General features: G+C 66.9%; 14 protein-coding genes. 7 read left to right on the forward strand and 7 right to left on the reverse strand.

The features are described from left to right. The first annotated feature begins 87 nt into the window (after positions 1-87). The 3 genes from purN to QN347_RS17065 are packed head-to-tail and all read left to right on the forward strand — an operon-like array spanning position 88 to position 1,612. On the forward strand, positions 88-597 hold the full coding sequence (gene purN, locus QN347_RS17055) for a phosphoribosylglycinamide formyltransferase (RefSeq protein WP_322164205.1): 510 nt from the start codon (positions 88-90) through the stop codon (positions 595-597). After that, the gene (locus QN347_RS17060) at positions 594-971 is read left to right on the forward strand and encodes an MmcQ/YjbR family DNA-binding protein (RefSeq protein ID WP_322163851.1); all 378 of its coding nucleotides are present in this window, start codon (positions 594-596) and stop codon (positions 969-971) included. The genes purN and QN347_RS17060 overlap by 4 nt, the downstream gene beginning before the upstream one ends. Next, the gene (locus QN347_RS17065) at positions 968-1,612 is read left to right on the forward strand and encodes a hypothetical protein (protein ID WP_322163852.1); all 645 of its coding nucleotides are present in this window, start codon (positions 968-970) and stop codon (positions 1,610-1,612) included. Before QN347_RS17060 ends, QN347_RS17065 begins: the two co-directional genes overlap by 4 nt. An 18-nt stretch (positions 1,613-1,630) precedes the next feature. On the opposite strand, the gene QN347_RS17070 is transcribed toward QN347_RS17065, so the two are convergent. The 4 genes from QN347_RS17070 to QN347_RS17085 form a co-directional block, all read right to left on the reverse strand. Continuing rightward, a complete protein-coding gene (locus QN347_RS17070) occupies positions 1,631-2,152 on the reverse strand; it encodes a GNAT family N-acetyltransferase (protein WP_322163853.1) in 522 nt (173 codons plus the stop codon). Then, a complete protein-coding gene (ndk, locus tag QN347_RS17075; RefSeq protein WP_322163854.1) occupies positions 2,152-2,574 on the reverse strand; it encodes a nucleoside-diphosphate kinase in 423 nt (140 codons plus the stop codon). Before ndk ends, QN347_RS17070 begins: the two co-directional genes overlap by 1 nt. Before the next feature lie 77 nt (positions 2,575-2,651). After that, positions 2,652-3,092 (reverse strand): DNA polymerase III subunit chi, encoded by a 441-nt coding sequence (locus QN347_RS17080; protein WP_322163855.1) that lies wholly within the window; start codon positions 3,090-3,092, stop codon positions 2,652-2,654. Between the two features lie 101 nt (positions 3,093-3,193). Next, positions 3,194-4,669 carry a leucyl aminopeptidase gene (locus tag QN347_RS17085; protein WP_189674686.1) on the reverse strand — a complete coding sequence of 492 codons (1,476 nt, stop codon included), beginning with the start codon at positions 4,667-4,669 and terminating at the stop codon, positions 3,194-3,196. 210 nt (positions 4,670-4,879) lie between these two features. Between QN347_RS17085 and QN347_RS17090 the strand changes: the two genes are divergently transcribed. The 4 genes from QN347_RS17090 to rsmA all read left to right on the forward strand — a co-directional run bounded on the left by QN347_RS17090 (position 4,880) and on the right by rsmA (position 10,463). After that, the gene (locus QN347_RS17090; RefSeq protein WP_322163856.1) at positions 4,880-7,117 is read left to right on the forward strand and encodes an LPS-assembly protein LptD; all 2,238 of its coding nucleotides are present in this window, start codon (positions 4,880-4,882) and stop codon (positions 7,115-7,117) included. Positions 7,118-7,229: 112 nt separating this feature from the next. After that, positions 7,230-8,633, forward strand: a complete 1,404-nt coding sequence (locus QN347_RS17095; RefSeq protein ID WP_322163857.1) for a peptidylprolyl isomerase — start codon at positions 7,230-7,232, stop codon at positions 8,631-8,633. A 16-nt stretch (positions 8,634-8,649) separates the two neighbouring features. After that, positions 8,650-9,645, forward strand: coding sequence for a 4-hydroxythreonine-4-phosphate dehydrogenase PdxA (gene pdxA, locus QN347_RS17100; RefSeq protein WP_322163858.1), 996 nt, complete (start codon positions 8,650-8,652; stop codon positions 9,643-9,645). Then, on the forward strand, positions 9,642-10,463 hold the full coding sequence (gene rsmA / locus QN347_RS17105; RefSeq protein ID WP_322163859.1) for a 16S rRNA (adenine(1518)-N(6)/adenine(1519)-N(6))-dimethyltransferase RsmA: 822 nt from the start codon (positions 9,642-9,644) through the stop codon (positions 10,461-10,463). Before pdxA ends, rsmA begins: the two co-directional genes overlap by 4 nt. Before the next feature lie 90 nt (positions 10,464-10,553). Here the strand turns inward: rsmA and QN347_RS17110 are convergent, their stop codons facing one another. The 3 genes from QN347_RS17110 to guaB all read right to left on the reverse strand — a co-directional run bounded on the left by QN347_RS17110 (position 10,554) and on the right by guaB (position 13,867). Further along, complete coding sequence (locus tag QN347_RS17110) at positions 10,554-11,060, reverse strand: tetratricopeptide repeat protein (RefSeq protein ID WP_206365650.1); 507 nt, start codon at positions 11,058-11,060, stop codon at positions 10,554-10,556. Positions 11,061-11,094: 34 nt separating this feature from the next. Then, positions 11,095-12,267: an RsmB/NOP family class I SAM-dependent RNA methyltransferase gene (locus QN347_RS17115; RefSeq protein WP_189674681.1), complete on the reverse strand. Its 1,173-nt coding sequence runs from the start codon at positions 12,265-12,267 to the stop codon at positions 11,095-11,097. 142 nt (positions 12,268-12,409) lie between these two features. Beyond that, the gene (guaB, locus tag QN347_RS17120) at positions 12,410-13,867 is read right to left on the reverse strand and encodes an IMP dehydrogenase (RefSeq protein WP_010186409.1); all 1,458 of its coding nucleotides are present in this window, start codon (positions 13,865-13,867) and stop codon (positions 12,410-12,412) included. Positions 13,868-14,027 lie beyond the last annotated feature (160 nt).

Consider the following 14,027-nt stretch of genomic DNA (forward strand, 5'->3'; position numbering starts at 1 on the left):
AGATGTGTATAAGAGACAGCTCCCGCAAACGGGAGGGGGGCAGTGAGCGTCAAGGTCGGCATTCTGCTCTCGGGGCGTGGCTCCAATATGATGGCGCTGGTCGAGGCCGCGCAGGACTATCACGTCGCGCTCGTCGCATCGGACAAGCCCGACGCCGCCGGCATAGCCTGGGCACGCGACCGCGGCCTCGCCACCTTCACGCAGTCGCCCAAGGGTATTGCCAAGGCGGACTATGAAGTCGCGATCGACGCCGCGCTCGTCGCGGCCGGCGTCGAGGTGATCGCACTGGCCGGCTACATGTGCCTCCTCTCTGACGCATTCGTCGCGCGCTGGGCGGGCCGGATCATCAACATCCACCCCTCGCTGCTCCCCAAATACAAGGGCCTCGACACGCATGCCCGCGCGATCGAAGCGGGCGATGCGGTTGCTGGCTGCTCGGTCCATATCGTCACCGAGGAACTCGACGGCGGCGCAGTGCTTGGTCAGGCCGAGGTCGCGATCCTGCCCGGTGACACCCCCGACAGCCTCGCCGCGCGCGTGCTCGAGGCCGAGCATCGCCTTTACCCCCAGGTTCTGGCAGAGTTCGTAAGACGATGAGCCCCGATCCCGAATCCGCCCTCGCCAAGGTCCGCGCACTGGCGCTGGCCTTGCCCGAAACCACAGAGCGCCCGTCGCACGGCGCACCCGGCTTCCTGATCGCGGACGGCAAGTTCTTCGCCTATTTCTGGCACGACCATCACGGCGACGGCGAGACCGTGGTGATCGTCAAGACGACGGGTAGCGACGAGCAGGCGATGCTGATCGAGGCCGACCCCGATTGCTATTTCCGCCCGGCCTATCTCGGCGCCTCGGGCTGGGTCGCGATGCGGCTCGATCGTGACGACACCGATTGGGACCGCGTCGGCGACCGGATCGCGATCAGCTGGGAACTCGCCGCGCCGCGTCGCTTGCTCGAGGCGGGCGGACGGTGAGCGAGCAACCGCGCGATCCCGAACTGCAAGTCGCTGCGACCGAGGCGGTCGCCAAGGCCGAAGCAGCGGCGACGCGGCGGCGTTGGATCAACCTCGGCGAATTCATCGCGGTCGCCGGGTTGCTCATTGCGGGCGGCAGCCTGTACCTCAACTGGGCCGATCACCGCGCAGACGAAGCCGACAAGCAGGTCGCCTCGATCAAGGCAGCGCGCGAGCAATCACGCTTCGACATCCGCGCGGCGCCGGCTTCGAACGGCAGCGCGCTGCTGCTGGCGCATGACGACCGTCACGCGATCCGCGACGCAACCGTCACCTTCCCGACCGCGCTGGGTGTCGGCACCAAGGATACTGTCGCCGACACGATCGATCGCGGCTGGTTCGATCATGCCTTGCTCAAGGCGACCGATGGCGGGCCCGACAAGAAGGCCGGGCGGCTGCCGGTGCTGATCGCGCTGACCTATTGGGATGGCGATACGCCGCGGACGACGCGCGGGATCTACGATATCGGGTGGAAGACCGAGGGCGGGTTTCCGTTCGGACGCTCGGTCAAGCTCGAAAGCCTGCGGCTCCACGAACTCGGCGGGACGCAGAAGCGGCTCGATGCGGTCTGGGCGGGTCAGCAGCCGAAGACCAACGACTGACGCCGTTCCGGCCGGGGTTCAAAGACCGCGCGCGTAAACCGGGTCGACATGCACCTCGCCGCCGACGACGAAGTCGCGGCTGCCGATGACGCTAAATCCATTGCGTTCGTAAAAGGCACGGGCGCGGGCATTTTGATCCCATACGCCGAGCAACACACGCTTGGCGCCAACCAGGACAGCATCGGCGATCGCCTGCGCCATCAGCGCGGCGCCGATGCCGCTGCCATAGGCCTGTCGCAGCGTGTAGATCCGGCGCAGCTCGATATCGCCGGGCTGCAGCGCAATCGGAAAGTCGGGCGCGGTCAGCACGGCATAGCCGATCGGCGCAAACCCGGGCTCGATCTCCGCGACGGTGACGACCGTCGCGGGATCGGCGAGCCATTTGGCAAACACCGCCGCACTATTGTTCTTGAGACAATGCGCGACGAGATCGGCGCCGGCGAGCGACGGCGCATAGGTGTCGAGGAACGCTGCGTTGGCGACGAGCGACAGCAGGTCGGCATCCGCCGGCCCTGCCCGTCGCACGCGCCACTTTGGCATCAGCCGACGATTTCTTCAGGCTTGAAGAAATAGGCGATCTCGATCTCGGCATTCTCGTCCGAATCCGAACCGTGCACGGTGTTGGCTTCGATCGACTCGGCGAGCTCCTTGCGGATCGTGCCGGGCTCGGCGTTCGCCGGGTTGGTTGCGCCCATGATGTCGCGATTGCGCTGCATGGCGTTCTCGCCCTCGAGTACCTGGACGACGACCGGGCCCGAGATCATGAAGCTAACGAGCTCGCCGAAGAACGGACGCTCCTTGTGGACCGCGTAGAAGCCATCGGCCTGCTCGCGGGTCATCTGGATACGCTTCGAGGCGATGACGCGGAGGCCTGCTTCCTCGAGCATCTTGGTGACGGCACCGGTGATGTTGCGACGCGTCGCGTCGGGCTTGATGATCGAAAAAGTGCGGTTCGCGGCCATGACCGTGAAGCTCCTGTGTTTGAAAGGCGTTTGGAAAGTCGCGCTCCCCTAGTCGGGCGCCCGGTCGGATGCAAGCCTCAGGCGGCTTGCTCCCACCGGCCGCTGTCATTCTGTTTCCAGTAGCGGCGCTCGATCCCGGAGCGATCGGCGAGCGCTTTCCACGCGGCGCGCGCTTGGATGATGCGCTCCTCGTCGAAGAAGTGGAAGGCGCGGTCGAAGCCGAGCGCTTCCTCGCGCCACACGCCGTCAGCGAGCGCGATGTTGCGCGCGGCATTGGCGGCGGCGGGGCGGTCGGTGATGAGGATCGGCTGGGCGGCGTCGCTCTCGCCGTCGGCTTGTGCGTGCGGAAGGAAGCTGTCGGGGGCATAGGTCCACAGCAAGCGGTCGAGCGCACCGCGCTGGTCGACGCTTTCGGCGACGATCAGCAGGCGGCCGCCGGTCTCGACGACGCGCTCGGCGATACGCGGGAGCACGCGTTCCAGCGGTTGCGCGGTGAGGTGGTAGAAGTCGACTTGCATGTTTCTCCCCCCTACCTTGCCTTCTTGCTCAGGCGGACCGCAAGCGTTCCAGGTCGTTCCCTCCCCTAGCCCCTCCCGCAAGCGGGAGGGGGATTTGTGGCTTACCCCTCGAAATTATCTGCGACGAACCGGTCGAGCAGACGTACGCCGTACCCGGTCGCGCCCTTGTCGTAGTTCGGGCCGGCCTTGTCGGACCACACCATCCCGGCGATGTCGAGATGCGCCCATTTCACGCCCGGATCGACGAAGCGCTGGATGAACTGCGCGGCAGTGATCGACCCTGCGCCACGCGGACCGACGTTCTTCATGTCGGCGATCGGCGAGTCGATCAGCTTGTTGTACGCCTCGCCCAGCGGGAAGCGCCACAGCAGGTCGCCCGACGCCTTGCCCGCAGCGAGCAGCTGATCGGCGAGCGAATCGTCATTGGCGAAGATGCCGCCATGCTCAGAGCCAAGGCTGATGATCATCGCGCCAGTGAGCGTTGCAAGATCGACGATCGTCTTTGGGCGATGCGTGCGCTGCACCCAAGTGACCGCGTCGCACAGCACGAGCCGGCCCTCGGCATCGGTGTTGAGGATCTCGATCGTCTGCCCCGACATCGAGGTGAGCACGTCACCGGGACGGATCGCATCGCCATCGGGCATGTTCTCGACGAGGCCGCACACGCCGATCACATTGGCCTTGGCCTTGCGCCCGGCGATCGCCTTCATCGCGCCGACGACCGCGCCAGCACCACCCATGTCCCACTTCATGTCTTCCATGCCGGGCCCCGGCTTGAGCGAAATGCCGCCGGTGTCGAAGGTGACGCCCTTGCCGACCAGCGCCAGCTCGGGATCACCGGCGCCTGCCCCGCTCCATTTCAGTGCGAGCAGCCGCGCGTCCTTGGCCGAACCCTGCGACACGCCGAGCAATGCGCCCATGCCGAGCTCGCGCATCTCGTCCTCGCCAAGCACGGTGACTTCGAGTCCAAGGCCCTCGACTTCGGCCAGCACCTTGGCGACGAAGGTTTCGGGATAGATGACGTTTGGCGGCTCGGCGACGAGCGTGCGCGTCAGCTCGAGGCCCTCGGTCAGCGCCTTCTGCTTGCTCCACGCGGCATCGGTCGCTTCGGGCGCGCCGTGCAGGACGATCGAGGTCAGCGTCGGCTTCGATTTTTCGGGGAGTTTGGTGCGATAGACGTCGTGACGCCAGCCGCGCTGTGCTGCCGCTCCGGCAAAGCGCGCAACCGCGTTCGGGGTGGCGCCCGTGCCGGTGAAATCGACGCTCGCGCTCGTGACGCCCGAGGTCAGCAAGCGAGCGGTCAGCGCACCGCCGGCGCGCTCATAGTCGGGCTCGCTGCCCGCGCCCGTGCCGAGCAGCAACACGCGCCGCACCCCGCCCGCACCGTCGGTCACGAAGGCCTCGACGACGCTCGCCGCCTCGCCCTCGAAGCGGCTCGCGCGGGCCGCGGCCTTGACGAGATCGAGCGCCGCCGCGTCGACGAGCGTAGTCGCGAGCCGGGCAAGCCCGTCCTTCTCGACGGGAAAGGCGATCGCCGCGGCGGACGCCGGCGCGGCGCTGGAAAGTTCGATGTGCATGAAAGCCTCGATGTGGTCTGGTCGTCGAATGAGTCGAATGTCTCTAGGACAGCCAGACGCTGCTGGCAAAGGATCGACCCCAGGAAATCGCCGGGGGAATTCGCCGCAGCACGATTGCAGCGAGGCAAGGTCGATGCGATAGGGCGGGATCGACCAGCGGCATCCGGCGACAGATCGGGCGCTTTCTCGCATCAGGGTGTTAGTTCCGACGTGAAGCGTGCCTTCTTTCTCGCCAGCTGTGTGTTTCCGCTCGTCTGGGCGGCCGCGCCCGCCTTCGCGCAGGATCTGCAGACGCGGACCGTCCCTCCCCCGCCGCCCGCGACGACGCCGAGCACGGGCGAAGACCAGGTCCAGTTCAACGCCACGACGCTGGAATATGACAGCAAAGGCGACATGGTCACCGCCAAGGGCGACGTGCGAATGTACCGCGCCGGCAATAGGTTGCGCGCCGATACGGTGGTATGGGACCGCAAGACCGGCAAGGTCCACGCGGACGGCAATGTCGCGGTGGTCAACCCCGGCGGCGACACCGCCTATGGCGATTCGATCGAGCTGACCGATGCGCTCAAGGACGGCATGGTCGACAACATGCTGCTCGTGCTCGAAAAGGGTGGACGACTGGCTGCACGCAAGGGAACGCGCTCGCTCGACGAGACCGTCGTGCTCGAGGATGCCGCCTACACGCCGTGCGGTGTGACCGATTCGAACAATTGCCCCAAGGAACCGTCGTGGAAGATCACCGCGGTGCGCGTGATCTATCGGCCCGATCGACGCCGGATCTATTACAAGGGCGCGCGAATCAATTTGTTCGGCCTGCCGACGATTCCGTTGCCCGCTTTCTCGAATGCGATCGGCGACGGCAACGACAACGGCCTGCTCGCGCCCGACCTGCGCTACAGCCGTACCAACGGCTTCGAATTCGCGCAGCCCTACCATTTCGCGCTCGGGCCGAACCAAGGGCTTACGGTCACGCCGCGGATCTTCAGCGCCGTGCTGCCGATGCTCAAGGCCGAATATAGCGCGCTCAACACGCTCGGCGCGTACCGCATCGCGGGCTATGTCACCGCGAGCCCGCGCAGCACCGATTTGCTGACCCCGACCCCTGCAGGCACGCCGAATTCGTTCCGCGGCTATCTCGACGGGGTTGCGCGTTTCCAGCTGACCCCCGATTGGACGCTCAGCGGTTCCTTGCGCCTGACCACCGACCCGACGTTCCTGCGACGCTATGACATCTCGACCGACGACCGGCTGCGCAGCACCGTGAAGCTTGAGCATATCGACCGGAGCAGCTATTTCTCGGTCGCCGGTTGGTACGTCCAGACGCTCCGCGTCGGCGACCGCCAGGCGCTCCAGCCGATCGCGCTGCCCGAGATCGATTATCGCAAGCGGATTCCCGACAGTCTTCTCGGCGGCGTTCTCACCTTCCAGCTCAACACGCTCGGGATCGAGCGCCCGGCGGGACAGGACACGCAGCGCGCGTTTGCCAGCGCGCAATGGGAATTGCGCAAGCTGACGCCCTGGGGCCAGGAGGTGACCTTCACCGCGCTCGGCCGCGGCGACCTCTACCGTACCAGCGACATTCTCGCGACGAGCGTGGCAAACTATCGCGGCGAATCGGGCGTCAGCGGCCGCCTGATCGGCGCGTTTGCTATCGACGTGAAGTGGCCGTTCATCGGGGCGTTCCTTGGCGGCACGCAGCGTCTTACCCCGCGCGTGCAAATCGTCGGATCGCCACAGGCTGGCACCACAACGGTTCCGAACGAGGATTCGCGGTCGGTCGATCTCGAGGATACCAACCTGTTCTCGCTCAACCGCTTTCCCGGCTACGATCGCTTCGAGGATTCGGCGCGGGTGACCTACGGGCTCGACTGGGCGGTCGACCTACCGGGCTTCTCGCTCACGACGAATATCGGGCAAAGCTATCGCCTCAACAGCCGTCCGACCCTGTTTCCCGACGGTACCGGCCTTTCGGGACGCGTATCGGACATTGTCGGGCGGACCGAACTGCGCTTCCATGACTGGGTTTCGGTGATCCACCGCTACCGGCTCGACCAAGGCGACCTCGCGGTCCGCCGCAACGAGCTCGATGCGACCGTTGGTTCGCGCAGCACCTATTTCCTCGTCGGATATCTGCGGCTCAACCGCAACATCGATCGGACGCTCGAGGATCTGCGCGATCGCGAGGAATTGCGGGTCGGCTCGCGCGTGCAGATTTCGCGCTTCTGGTCCGTGTTCGGCTCGACGGTGATCGATCTGACCAATCGTGACGAAGACCCGTTGTCGCTCGCCGACGGGTTCGACCCCGTACGGCACCGGCTCGGTGTCCAGTATGAGGATGATTGCCTCAAGCTCGGGGTTACCTGGAAACGGGATTATCAGACCACCGGCGACGTCAAGGCGGGCAATGGCTTCTTGTTGACGCTGGCGTTCAAAAACCTTGGCCGCTAAGCACTGGTTCAGACGGATCGGCGCAGGACCGCGTCCAACGGTTCGGGCCCGGGCCTAGGGCGCGAAGGTTTGGGCTGATCGGGCACGCTGTGCGGGATGGGATTTTGATTACGTGAAGACTGATACAGCAAAGCCGACCCGACTGGGTCGCAGCTTCGGATTTGGCGCAGCGATCATCGCGCTGCTGGCCGCGAGCGGGGGCTCGATCGCGCAGACTGCGCCGGCGCCAGCGGGGCAGGATGCGGCGGCGTCCGACCAAGCCGGCGTGACCGCGCTCGATCTGCCCAAGAACCCAACGATCTTCGGCAAGGTCGATCCGACGATCCGCAAGCCAACCGCGATCGTCAACGGTGCTGTGATCACCGGGACCGATATCGACCAGCGCGTTGCGCTGTTGCTCGCTGCACGCGACCTCAAACTGTCGGCGCAGGAAATGGCGCAGTACAAGCTCGTCATCGTTCGCCAGCTGATCGACGAAACGCTCGAGATCCAGCAGGCAAAGAGTGCCGACGTCAAAATTGGTCCCGACGAGATCAACAAGAGCTACGACACGGTCGCCCGCAACTTCGGCAAGACGCCGACCGAAATGCGCGCGTATTTGCGGACGATCGGATCGGCCGACCGTTCGCTCAAGCGCCAGATCGAGGCAGAGCTGTCGTGGAACCGCTATCTTCGCCGCAAGGTCGACGTCAACGTCGGTGACGAAGAGGTCAATGCGATCATCGACAAGATCAAGAAGCAGCAGGGCTCGACCGAATATCACGTTCGCGAAATCTATCTGAAGGCCGATGCCGACCGTGCGCCCGAGGTGTTCGCGCAAGCGCAGCAAATGATGCAGTCGATCCAGAAGCGCGACAAGGGCGAGGATACGTTCGGCTACTATGCCCGCCTGTCCGACGCGACGACGCGTGCGACCGGCGGCGATCTCGACTGGTTGAGCGAGCAGCAATTGTCGCAGCTTCCGGCGGCGCTGGTCGAAGCGATCAAATCGATGACGCCCGAGCATCTCGCCGGTCCGATCGAGGTGCCGGGTGGCTTCTCGATCATCTATCTGGTCGATACGCGCAAGATCGGCGTCGCCGATCCGCTCGATGCGCGCCTGACGCTCAAGCAGGTCAGCGAGCGCTTCCCCGAGGGGATCACGCAGGAACAAGCCAACGCCCGCGTCGCCGAGTTCGCCAAGCTCAGCTCGACGATCAAGGGCTGCGGCGAGGTTGCCAAGGTTGCGGCAACGCTCGGCGCGGATGTGGTCGACAACGATTCGGTGCGGATCAAGGATCTGCCGGTCGCGCTGCGCGAGATCATGCTCAAGCTGCAGGTCGGCGAATCGACGCCGCCGTTCGGCTCGGCCAAGGATGGCATCCGTTCGCTTGTGTTGTGCGGCCGTGACGAAGCGGTTGCAAACATTCCGGGAATGGAACAAGTTCGCAGCACGATGGAAAATCAACGCGTTAACCTGCGTGCGAACCAGTTGCTCCGCGATTTGCGGCGTGACGCGATCGTCGAATATCGCTGACCTGGAGGATATCACGATGGTCGCGCCGCTCGCCATATCGATGGGGGATCCGGCGGGCATCGGCCCCGAGGTGATCGCAAAAGCATGGGCGCGTCGCGTTGAAGCCGGCCTACCGCCATTCTTCGCGACGGGCGACGCGCGAGCGATCGCAGCAGTGTGGGATGGTCCGGTCACGATCATCGCGCATCCCGAAGCGGCCAACCGGGTATTCGAGACCGCTTTGCCGGTGCTGACGGTCGAGGACGGCGGTGAGATCGTGCCGGGCTCGCCCGATGTCGAGGGCGCGCGCTGTGCCTTGCGGGCGCTCGAGCTTGCCGCCGGTCTCGTCCGCTCGGGTGCCGCGCGGGCGCTCGTCACCGGGCCGGTGTCGAAGAGCCAGCTCTACCAGATCGGCTTCACTTATCCCGGCCAGACCGAGTTCGTCGCCGAACGTTGCGGCATTGCCGGTGAGAATGCGGTGATGATGCTGGCCGGCCCCGATCTGCGCGTCGTCCCAATCACGACACACGTGCCGCTGGCCGCAGTGAGTGGGCTGTTGTCGATCGAGCTGATCGTCGCCAAGGGCCGTGCGACCGCGCGCGGCTTGGCGCGCAATTTCGGAATCCTCAACCCGCGCATCGCCTTTGCCGGGTTCAACCCGCATGCCGGCGAGAGCGGCGCGATCGGGCGCGAGGAGATCGAGCTGATCGCGCCTGCGGTCGCGGCGCTGCGCGACGACGGGATCGACGCGATTGGCCCGTTCGCGGCCGACACGCTGTTCCACCCGCGGGCGCGGGCAGGGTATGACGCCGTGCTGTGTTGCTATCACGACCAGGCGCTCGTGCCGATCAAGACGCTCTATTTCGACGAGGGCGTCAACATCACTCTCGGCCTGCCGATCGTTCGGACGTCGCCCGATCATGGCACCGCCTTCGACATTGCCGGGAAGGACCGCGCCGAGCCCGGTGCGACGATCGCGGCGATCCGTCTCGCCGGTGAAGCCGCCGACCGCCGCGCTGCTGCCGACGCGTGAGCAAGCCAGAATTGCCGCCGCTGCGCGAGGTAATCGCGCGCCATGGCCTCAACGCGAGCAAGGCGCTGGGGCAGAACTTTCTGCTCGACGCGCAACTGCTCGCGCGGATCGCACGCATTCCCGGCGACCTGACCGATTCCGAAGTGCTCGAGATCGGCCCGGGGCCGGGCGGGCTGACGCGGGCGCTGCTCGGCGCGGGGGCCCGCGTGACCGCGATCGAGCGCGACCGCCGCTGCATCCCCGCGCTCGCCGAACTGGGCGAAGCGTTTCCCGGTAAGCTGCGCGTGATCGAGGGCGATGCGCTCGAGATCGACGGCGCCGGCCTGTCCGAGGGCAAGCCGCATATCGCTTCGAACCTGCCCTATAACATCGGCACGGCGTTGCTGGTGCGATGGCTGTCCGCCGACTGGACGCCGTGGTGGCAGAGCCTGACGCTGATGTTCCAGCGCGAGGTTGCCGAACGGATCGTCGCGCCGACCGATGGCGAAGCGTATGGCAGGCTGGCGGTGCTCGCGCAGTGGCGGAGCAAGGCGACGCTGGCGATGCCGGTGCACCGGTCGGCCTTCACCCCGCCGCCCAAGGTAATGTCGGCGGTGGTGCATATCGTGCCGGGCGAGGCGCCCGACGGTGTGCGCTTCGCGACGCTCGAGCGGCTGACGGCAGCGGCGTTCGGGCAGCGGCGCAAGATGCTGCGGCAGAGCTTGAAGGGCGTGCCGGGTGCGCTTGCGGCGCTCGACGCGGTCGGGATCGAGGCGACGCGGCGGGCGGAGACGGTGAGCGTTGCGGAGTTCGTCGCGCTAGCCAAGGCGCTTTCCTGACAGCGTCGCCCCGGCGGAGGCCGGGGCCGCTCGGTGGGTCGGGCGGCGCTCTGCTACATCCAGCGGCCCGGCCTTCGCCAGGGCAACGGATTAGTCGGCTTTGGGGAGCGCTGCCGGTACCGTCGCGGCAGCCGTAACGATCGGTGGGCCCTTGGCGATCGATGCCGTCAGCACGGCAATTTCGGGGCACGCGCGCTTGGCGCAGACCAGCTTGACCTTCGCCAGATTCTCGCGCGCGCGGATGACCGCACCCTTGGCGACGAGCGCTTCGCCCTGCCCGCTCAGCGCGGCGACATCGTTGGGATCGAGCGACAGCGCCTCGCGGTAGAGGCGGATCGCCTTGCCCGGCAGGCCGCGCGTCTTGGCGACTTCGGCGAGCCGCACGAACGCGCCACGGTTGCGCGGATCGACCGCGACCGCGCTTTCGAACAGATCGGTCGCCGCATCGAGATTGCCCGCCGCCTGTTGCGCCTGCCCCTTTGCGAGCAGCGCCAGCGAGCGCGCGTCGACCGCGTCCTCGGGCCGCTGACCCTGCACCGCGGTCGCGACGGTAACCAGCGTCAGCGCGGCAGCGACGGCGACGGACGTGTAACGCATGAGATACTCCAGCTTCGACACGGCCACAGGGCTATCACGGCGCGATGAGGCGCGCGACAAAAAAGCCGTCGGTCGCGTCATGCGCTGGCGTCAGGCGGACACCGGGGCCATGCTTGCGCCCGACCGGGAGTTTAAGCGGCTGCGCCTTCCAGCCGGGGTTGGCGGTGAGGAAGTCGGCGACCTGACCTGCCCCTTCTTCGTCGAGCAGCGAGCAGACGATGTACACAAGCGCGCCGCCCGGCTTGACGAGATTGGCGCCGACTTCGAGCACGTGCTTCTGCGTCTCGACCAGCCGCTCGATCCGGTCGGGCGTGAGCCGCCAGCGTGCCTCGGGGTTGCGGCGCCATGTGCCGGTGCCCGAGCACGGCGCGTCTATCAGCACGCAATCGGCGCTGTGGAGCCAATCGTCGAGCATCTCGACCTCGCGGCCCGGATTGAGCAGGCGCGTCTCGATGATCCCCGAGCGTGCGCGTTCAGCGCGAGGGGCCATGCGCGAAAGGCGCATGCGATCGGTGTCGGTCGCGAGCACTTCGCCCTGTCCTTCCATCACCGCGGCGAGCGCGAGCGTCTTGCCGCCGGCTCCAGCGCATAGGTCGACGATCCGTTGGCCGGGCTTGGCCTTGGCAGCGAGCGTGACGAACTGGCTGCCGGCGTCCTGCACCTCGATCGCGCCGTGATTGTAGGCGGGGAGGTTTTCGACCTGCGTGCCCGACGGGAGGCGCAGGCCGTCGGGCAGGCCGGCGATCGGCTCGGCGCCCTCGATGTCGATCTCTTCGACGATCATGCGGTTGATGCGCGCGTCGAGCGGGGCGCGGCTGATGAGCGCTTCGAACTCTTCATAGCCGAGGTCGGACGAATGCAGGCGGTCGATGATCCACGTCGGCGCGACGCCCGAGGGGGCGGCGGTCTCGTGCTTGCCGATCGGCGCGGGGCCGTGGCCGACGCCGTCGAAGGTCGCGGCGACCTCTGGGTCGGCTTCAGCGACGGCGAGCATCGCGGCGCGGCCCGAGGCTGGGCGCTCGCCGGCTGCGCGGATCGCTGCGTAGACGAGTTCGCGGACGGCACGGCGGTCCTTGCTGCCGGCATAGCGGCGCGTGCTGAAGTAGCGCGCGATCAGCGTGTCGGCGGCGGCGCCGCTGTCGCGGGCGCCAGCGATGATCTGGTCGAGCAGCTCGATCGCGGCCTGGGTGCGGGCGGATGGGGTCATATCAAAATTCCAGTCGTCGTCATGCCGGACTTGATCCGGCATCCATGCGGTTTGCTCGCCTCATGCAGGACGTCTCGTCTCGGACGGCTCGCATGGACCCCGGATCAAGTTCGGGGTGACGAAATACGTCTTGCCCGCGCGCTCAGCGCGTGGGGTAGTTCGGGGCCTCGCGCGTGATGTCGACGTCGTGGACGTGGCTTTCCTTGAGGCCGGCACCGGTGATCTGGACGAAGCGCGCGCGCGCCTGCAGGTCCTCGAGCGTCGCCGAACCCGTATAGCCCATCGCCGCGCGGATGCCGCCGACGAGCTGGTGGATCACGTCCTTGGCCGGCCCCTTGAAGGCGACCTGGCCCTCGATCCCCTCGGGGACGAGCTTCATCTGGTCCTTGATGTCGCCCTGGAAATAGCGGTCGGCAGAACCCCGGCCCATCGCGCCGACCGAGCCCATGCCGCGATACGATTTGTACGCGCGGCCCTGGAACAGGAAGGTCTCGCCCGGCGCTTCCTCGGTGCCCGCGAGCAGCGAGCCGATCATGCACGCCGACGCGCCCGCCGCGAGCGCCTTGGCGAGATCGCCCGAGGTGCGCAGGCCCCCGTCGGCGATGACGGGCACGCCGTGCTTCTGGCCGATCTCGGCGCAGTCCATCACGGCGGTGAGCTGCGGCACGCCGACGCCGGCGACGACGCGCGTGGTGCAGATCGAGCCCGGGCCGATGCCGACCTTGATGCCGTCGGCCCCGGCGTCGATCAGCGCGCGGGTCGCCTCGGCGGTGGCGACGTTGCCGGCAATGACCTGGACCGAATTGCTGAGCTTCTTCACCCGCTCGACCGCGCGCGCGACGTCGCGATTGTGGCCGTGCGCGGTGTCGATCACCACCAGGTCGAGCTCGGCATCGACCAAAGCCTCGGTCCTCGCAAAGCCCTTGTCGCCGACCGTGGTCGCCGCCGCCACGCGCAGGCGACCGGCATCGTCCTTGGTCGCGTTGGGATAGGTGACCGCCTTCTCGATATCCTTGACGGTGATCAGGCCGACGCAGCGATATTTGTCGTCGACGACGATCAGTTTCTCGATCCGGCGCTGATGGAGCAGGCGGCGCGCCTCTTCCTTGCCGACGCCGGTCGAGACGGTCGCGAGATTCTCGTGCGTCATGAGTTCGGAGACGGGCTGTTGCGCGTTCTCGGCGAAGCGCGTGTCGCGGTTGGTGAGGATGCCGACGAGCGTGCCGTCGGCCTCGACCACCGGGATGCCGCTGATCTTGTGGCGCAGCATCAGCGCCTGCGCCTCGGCGAGCGTTGCCGAGGGGGCGATCGTGATCGGGTTGACGACCATGCCGCTCTCGAAGCGCTTGACCGCACGGACCGCGGCGACTTGCTCGGGGACCTCCATGTTGCGGTGGAGCACGCCGATGCCGCCCAATTGCGCCATGACGATCGCCATGTCGGCCTCGGTCACGGTGTCCATGGCCGAGGAGAGGATCGGGATGTCGAGCGAGATGCCGCGGGTGACGCGCGTCGCGGTGTTGGTCTGGCTGGGCACGATGTCCGATTCAGCCGGCACGAGCAGGACATCGTCGAAGGTGAGGCCGAGGCGAATGTCCATGAAGATGCCGTTTCCTGCTGCCCCGGGGAGGTCGGGTGGGTGCGAGTCGTGGCGGTCCATGTAAACAACGGCCGCGCGGGGCGCTAGCTGTCTCTTATACACATCTAAAAAAAAGCGGGGGGGGGGGGGGGGGGGGGGGGGGGGGGGGGGGGGGGGGGGG

Source organism: Sphingomonas sp. 10B4, from assembly GCF_035019905.1.
Lineage (GTDB): Bacteria > Pseudomonadota > Alphaproteobacteria > Sphingomonadales > Sphingomonadaceae > Sphingomonas > Sphingomonas glacialis.

Bases quoted from the DNA above. Each gene is read 5' to 3' on its own strand.
- purN (WP_322164205.1), top strand. From the start codon at position 88: ATGATGGCGCTGGTCGAGGCCGCGCAGGACTATCACGTCGCGCTCGTC.
- QN347_RS17060 (WP_322163851.1), top strand. From the start codon at position 594: ATGAGCCCCGATCCCGAATCCGCCCTCGCCAAGGTCCGCGCACTGGCG.
- QN347_RS17070 (WP_322163853.1), bottom strand. From the start codon at position 2,152: ATGCCAAAGTGGCGCGTGCGACGGGCAGGGCCGGCGGATGCCGACCTG.
- ndk (WP_322163854.1), bottom strand. From the start codon at position 2,574: ATGGCCGCGAACCGCACTTTTTCGATCATCAAGCCCGACGCGACGCGT.
- QN347_RS17080 (WP_322163855.1), bottom strand. From the start codon at position 3,092: ATGCAAGTCGACTTCTACCACCTCACCGCGCAACCGCTGGAACGCGTG.
- QN347_RS17085 (WP_189674686.1), bottom strand. From the start codon at position 4,669: ATGCACATCGAACTTTCCAGCGCCGCGCCGGCGTCCGCCGCGGCGATC.
- pdxA (WP_322163858.1), top strand. From the start codon at position 8,650: ATGGTCGCGCCGCTCGCCATATCGATGGGGGATCCGGCGGGCATCGGC.
- QN347_RS17110 (WP_206365650.1), bottom strand. From the start codon at position 11,060: ATGCGTTACACGTCCGTCGCCGTCGCTGCCGCGCTGACGCTGGTTACC.
- QN347_RS17115 (WP_189674681.1), bottom strand. From the start codon at position 12,267: ATGACCCCATCCGCCCGCACCCAGGCCGCGATCGAGCTGCTCGACCAG.
- guaB (WP_010186409.1), bottom strand. From the start codon at position 13,867: ATGGACATTCGCCTCGGCCTCACCTTCGACGATGTCCTGCTCGTGCCG.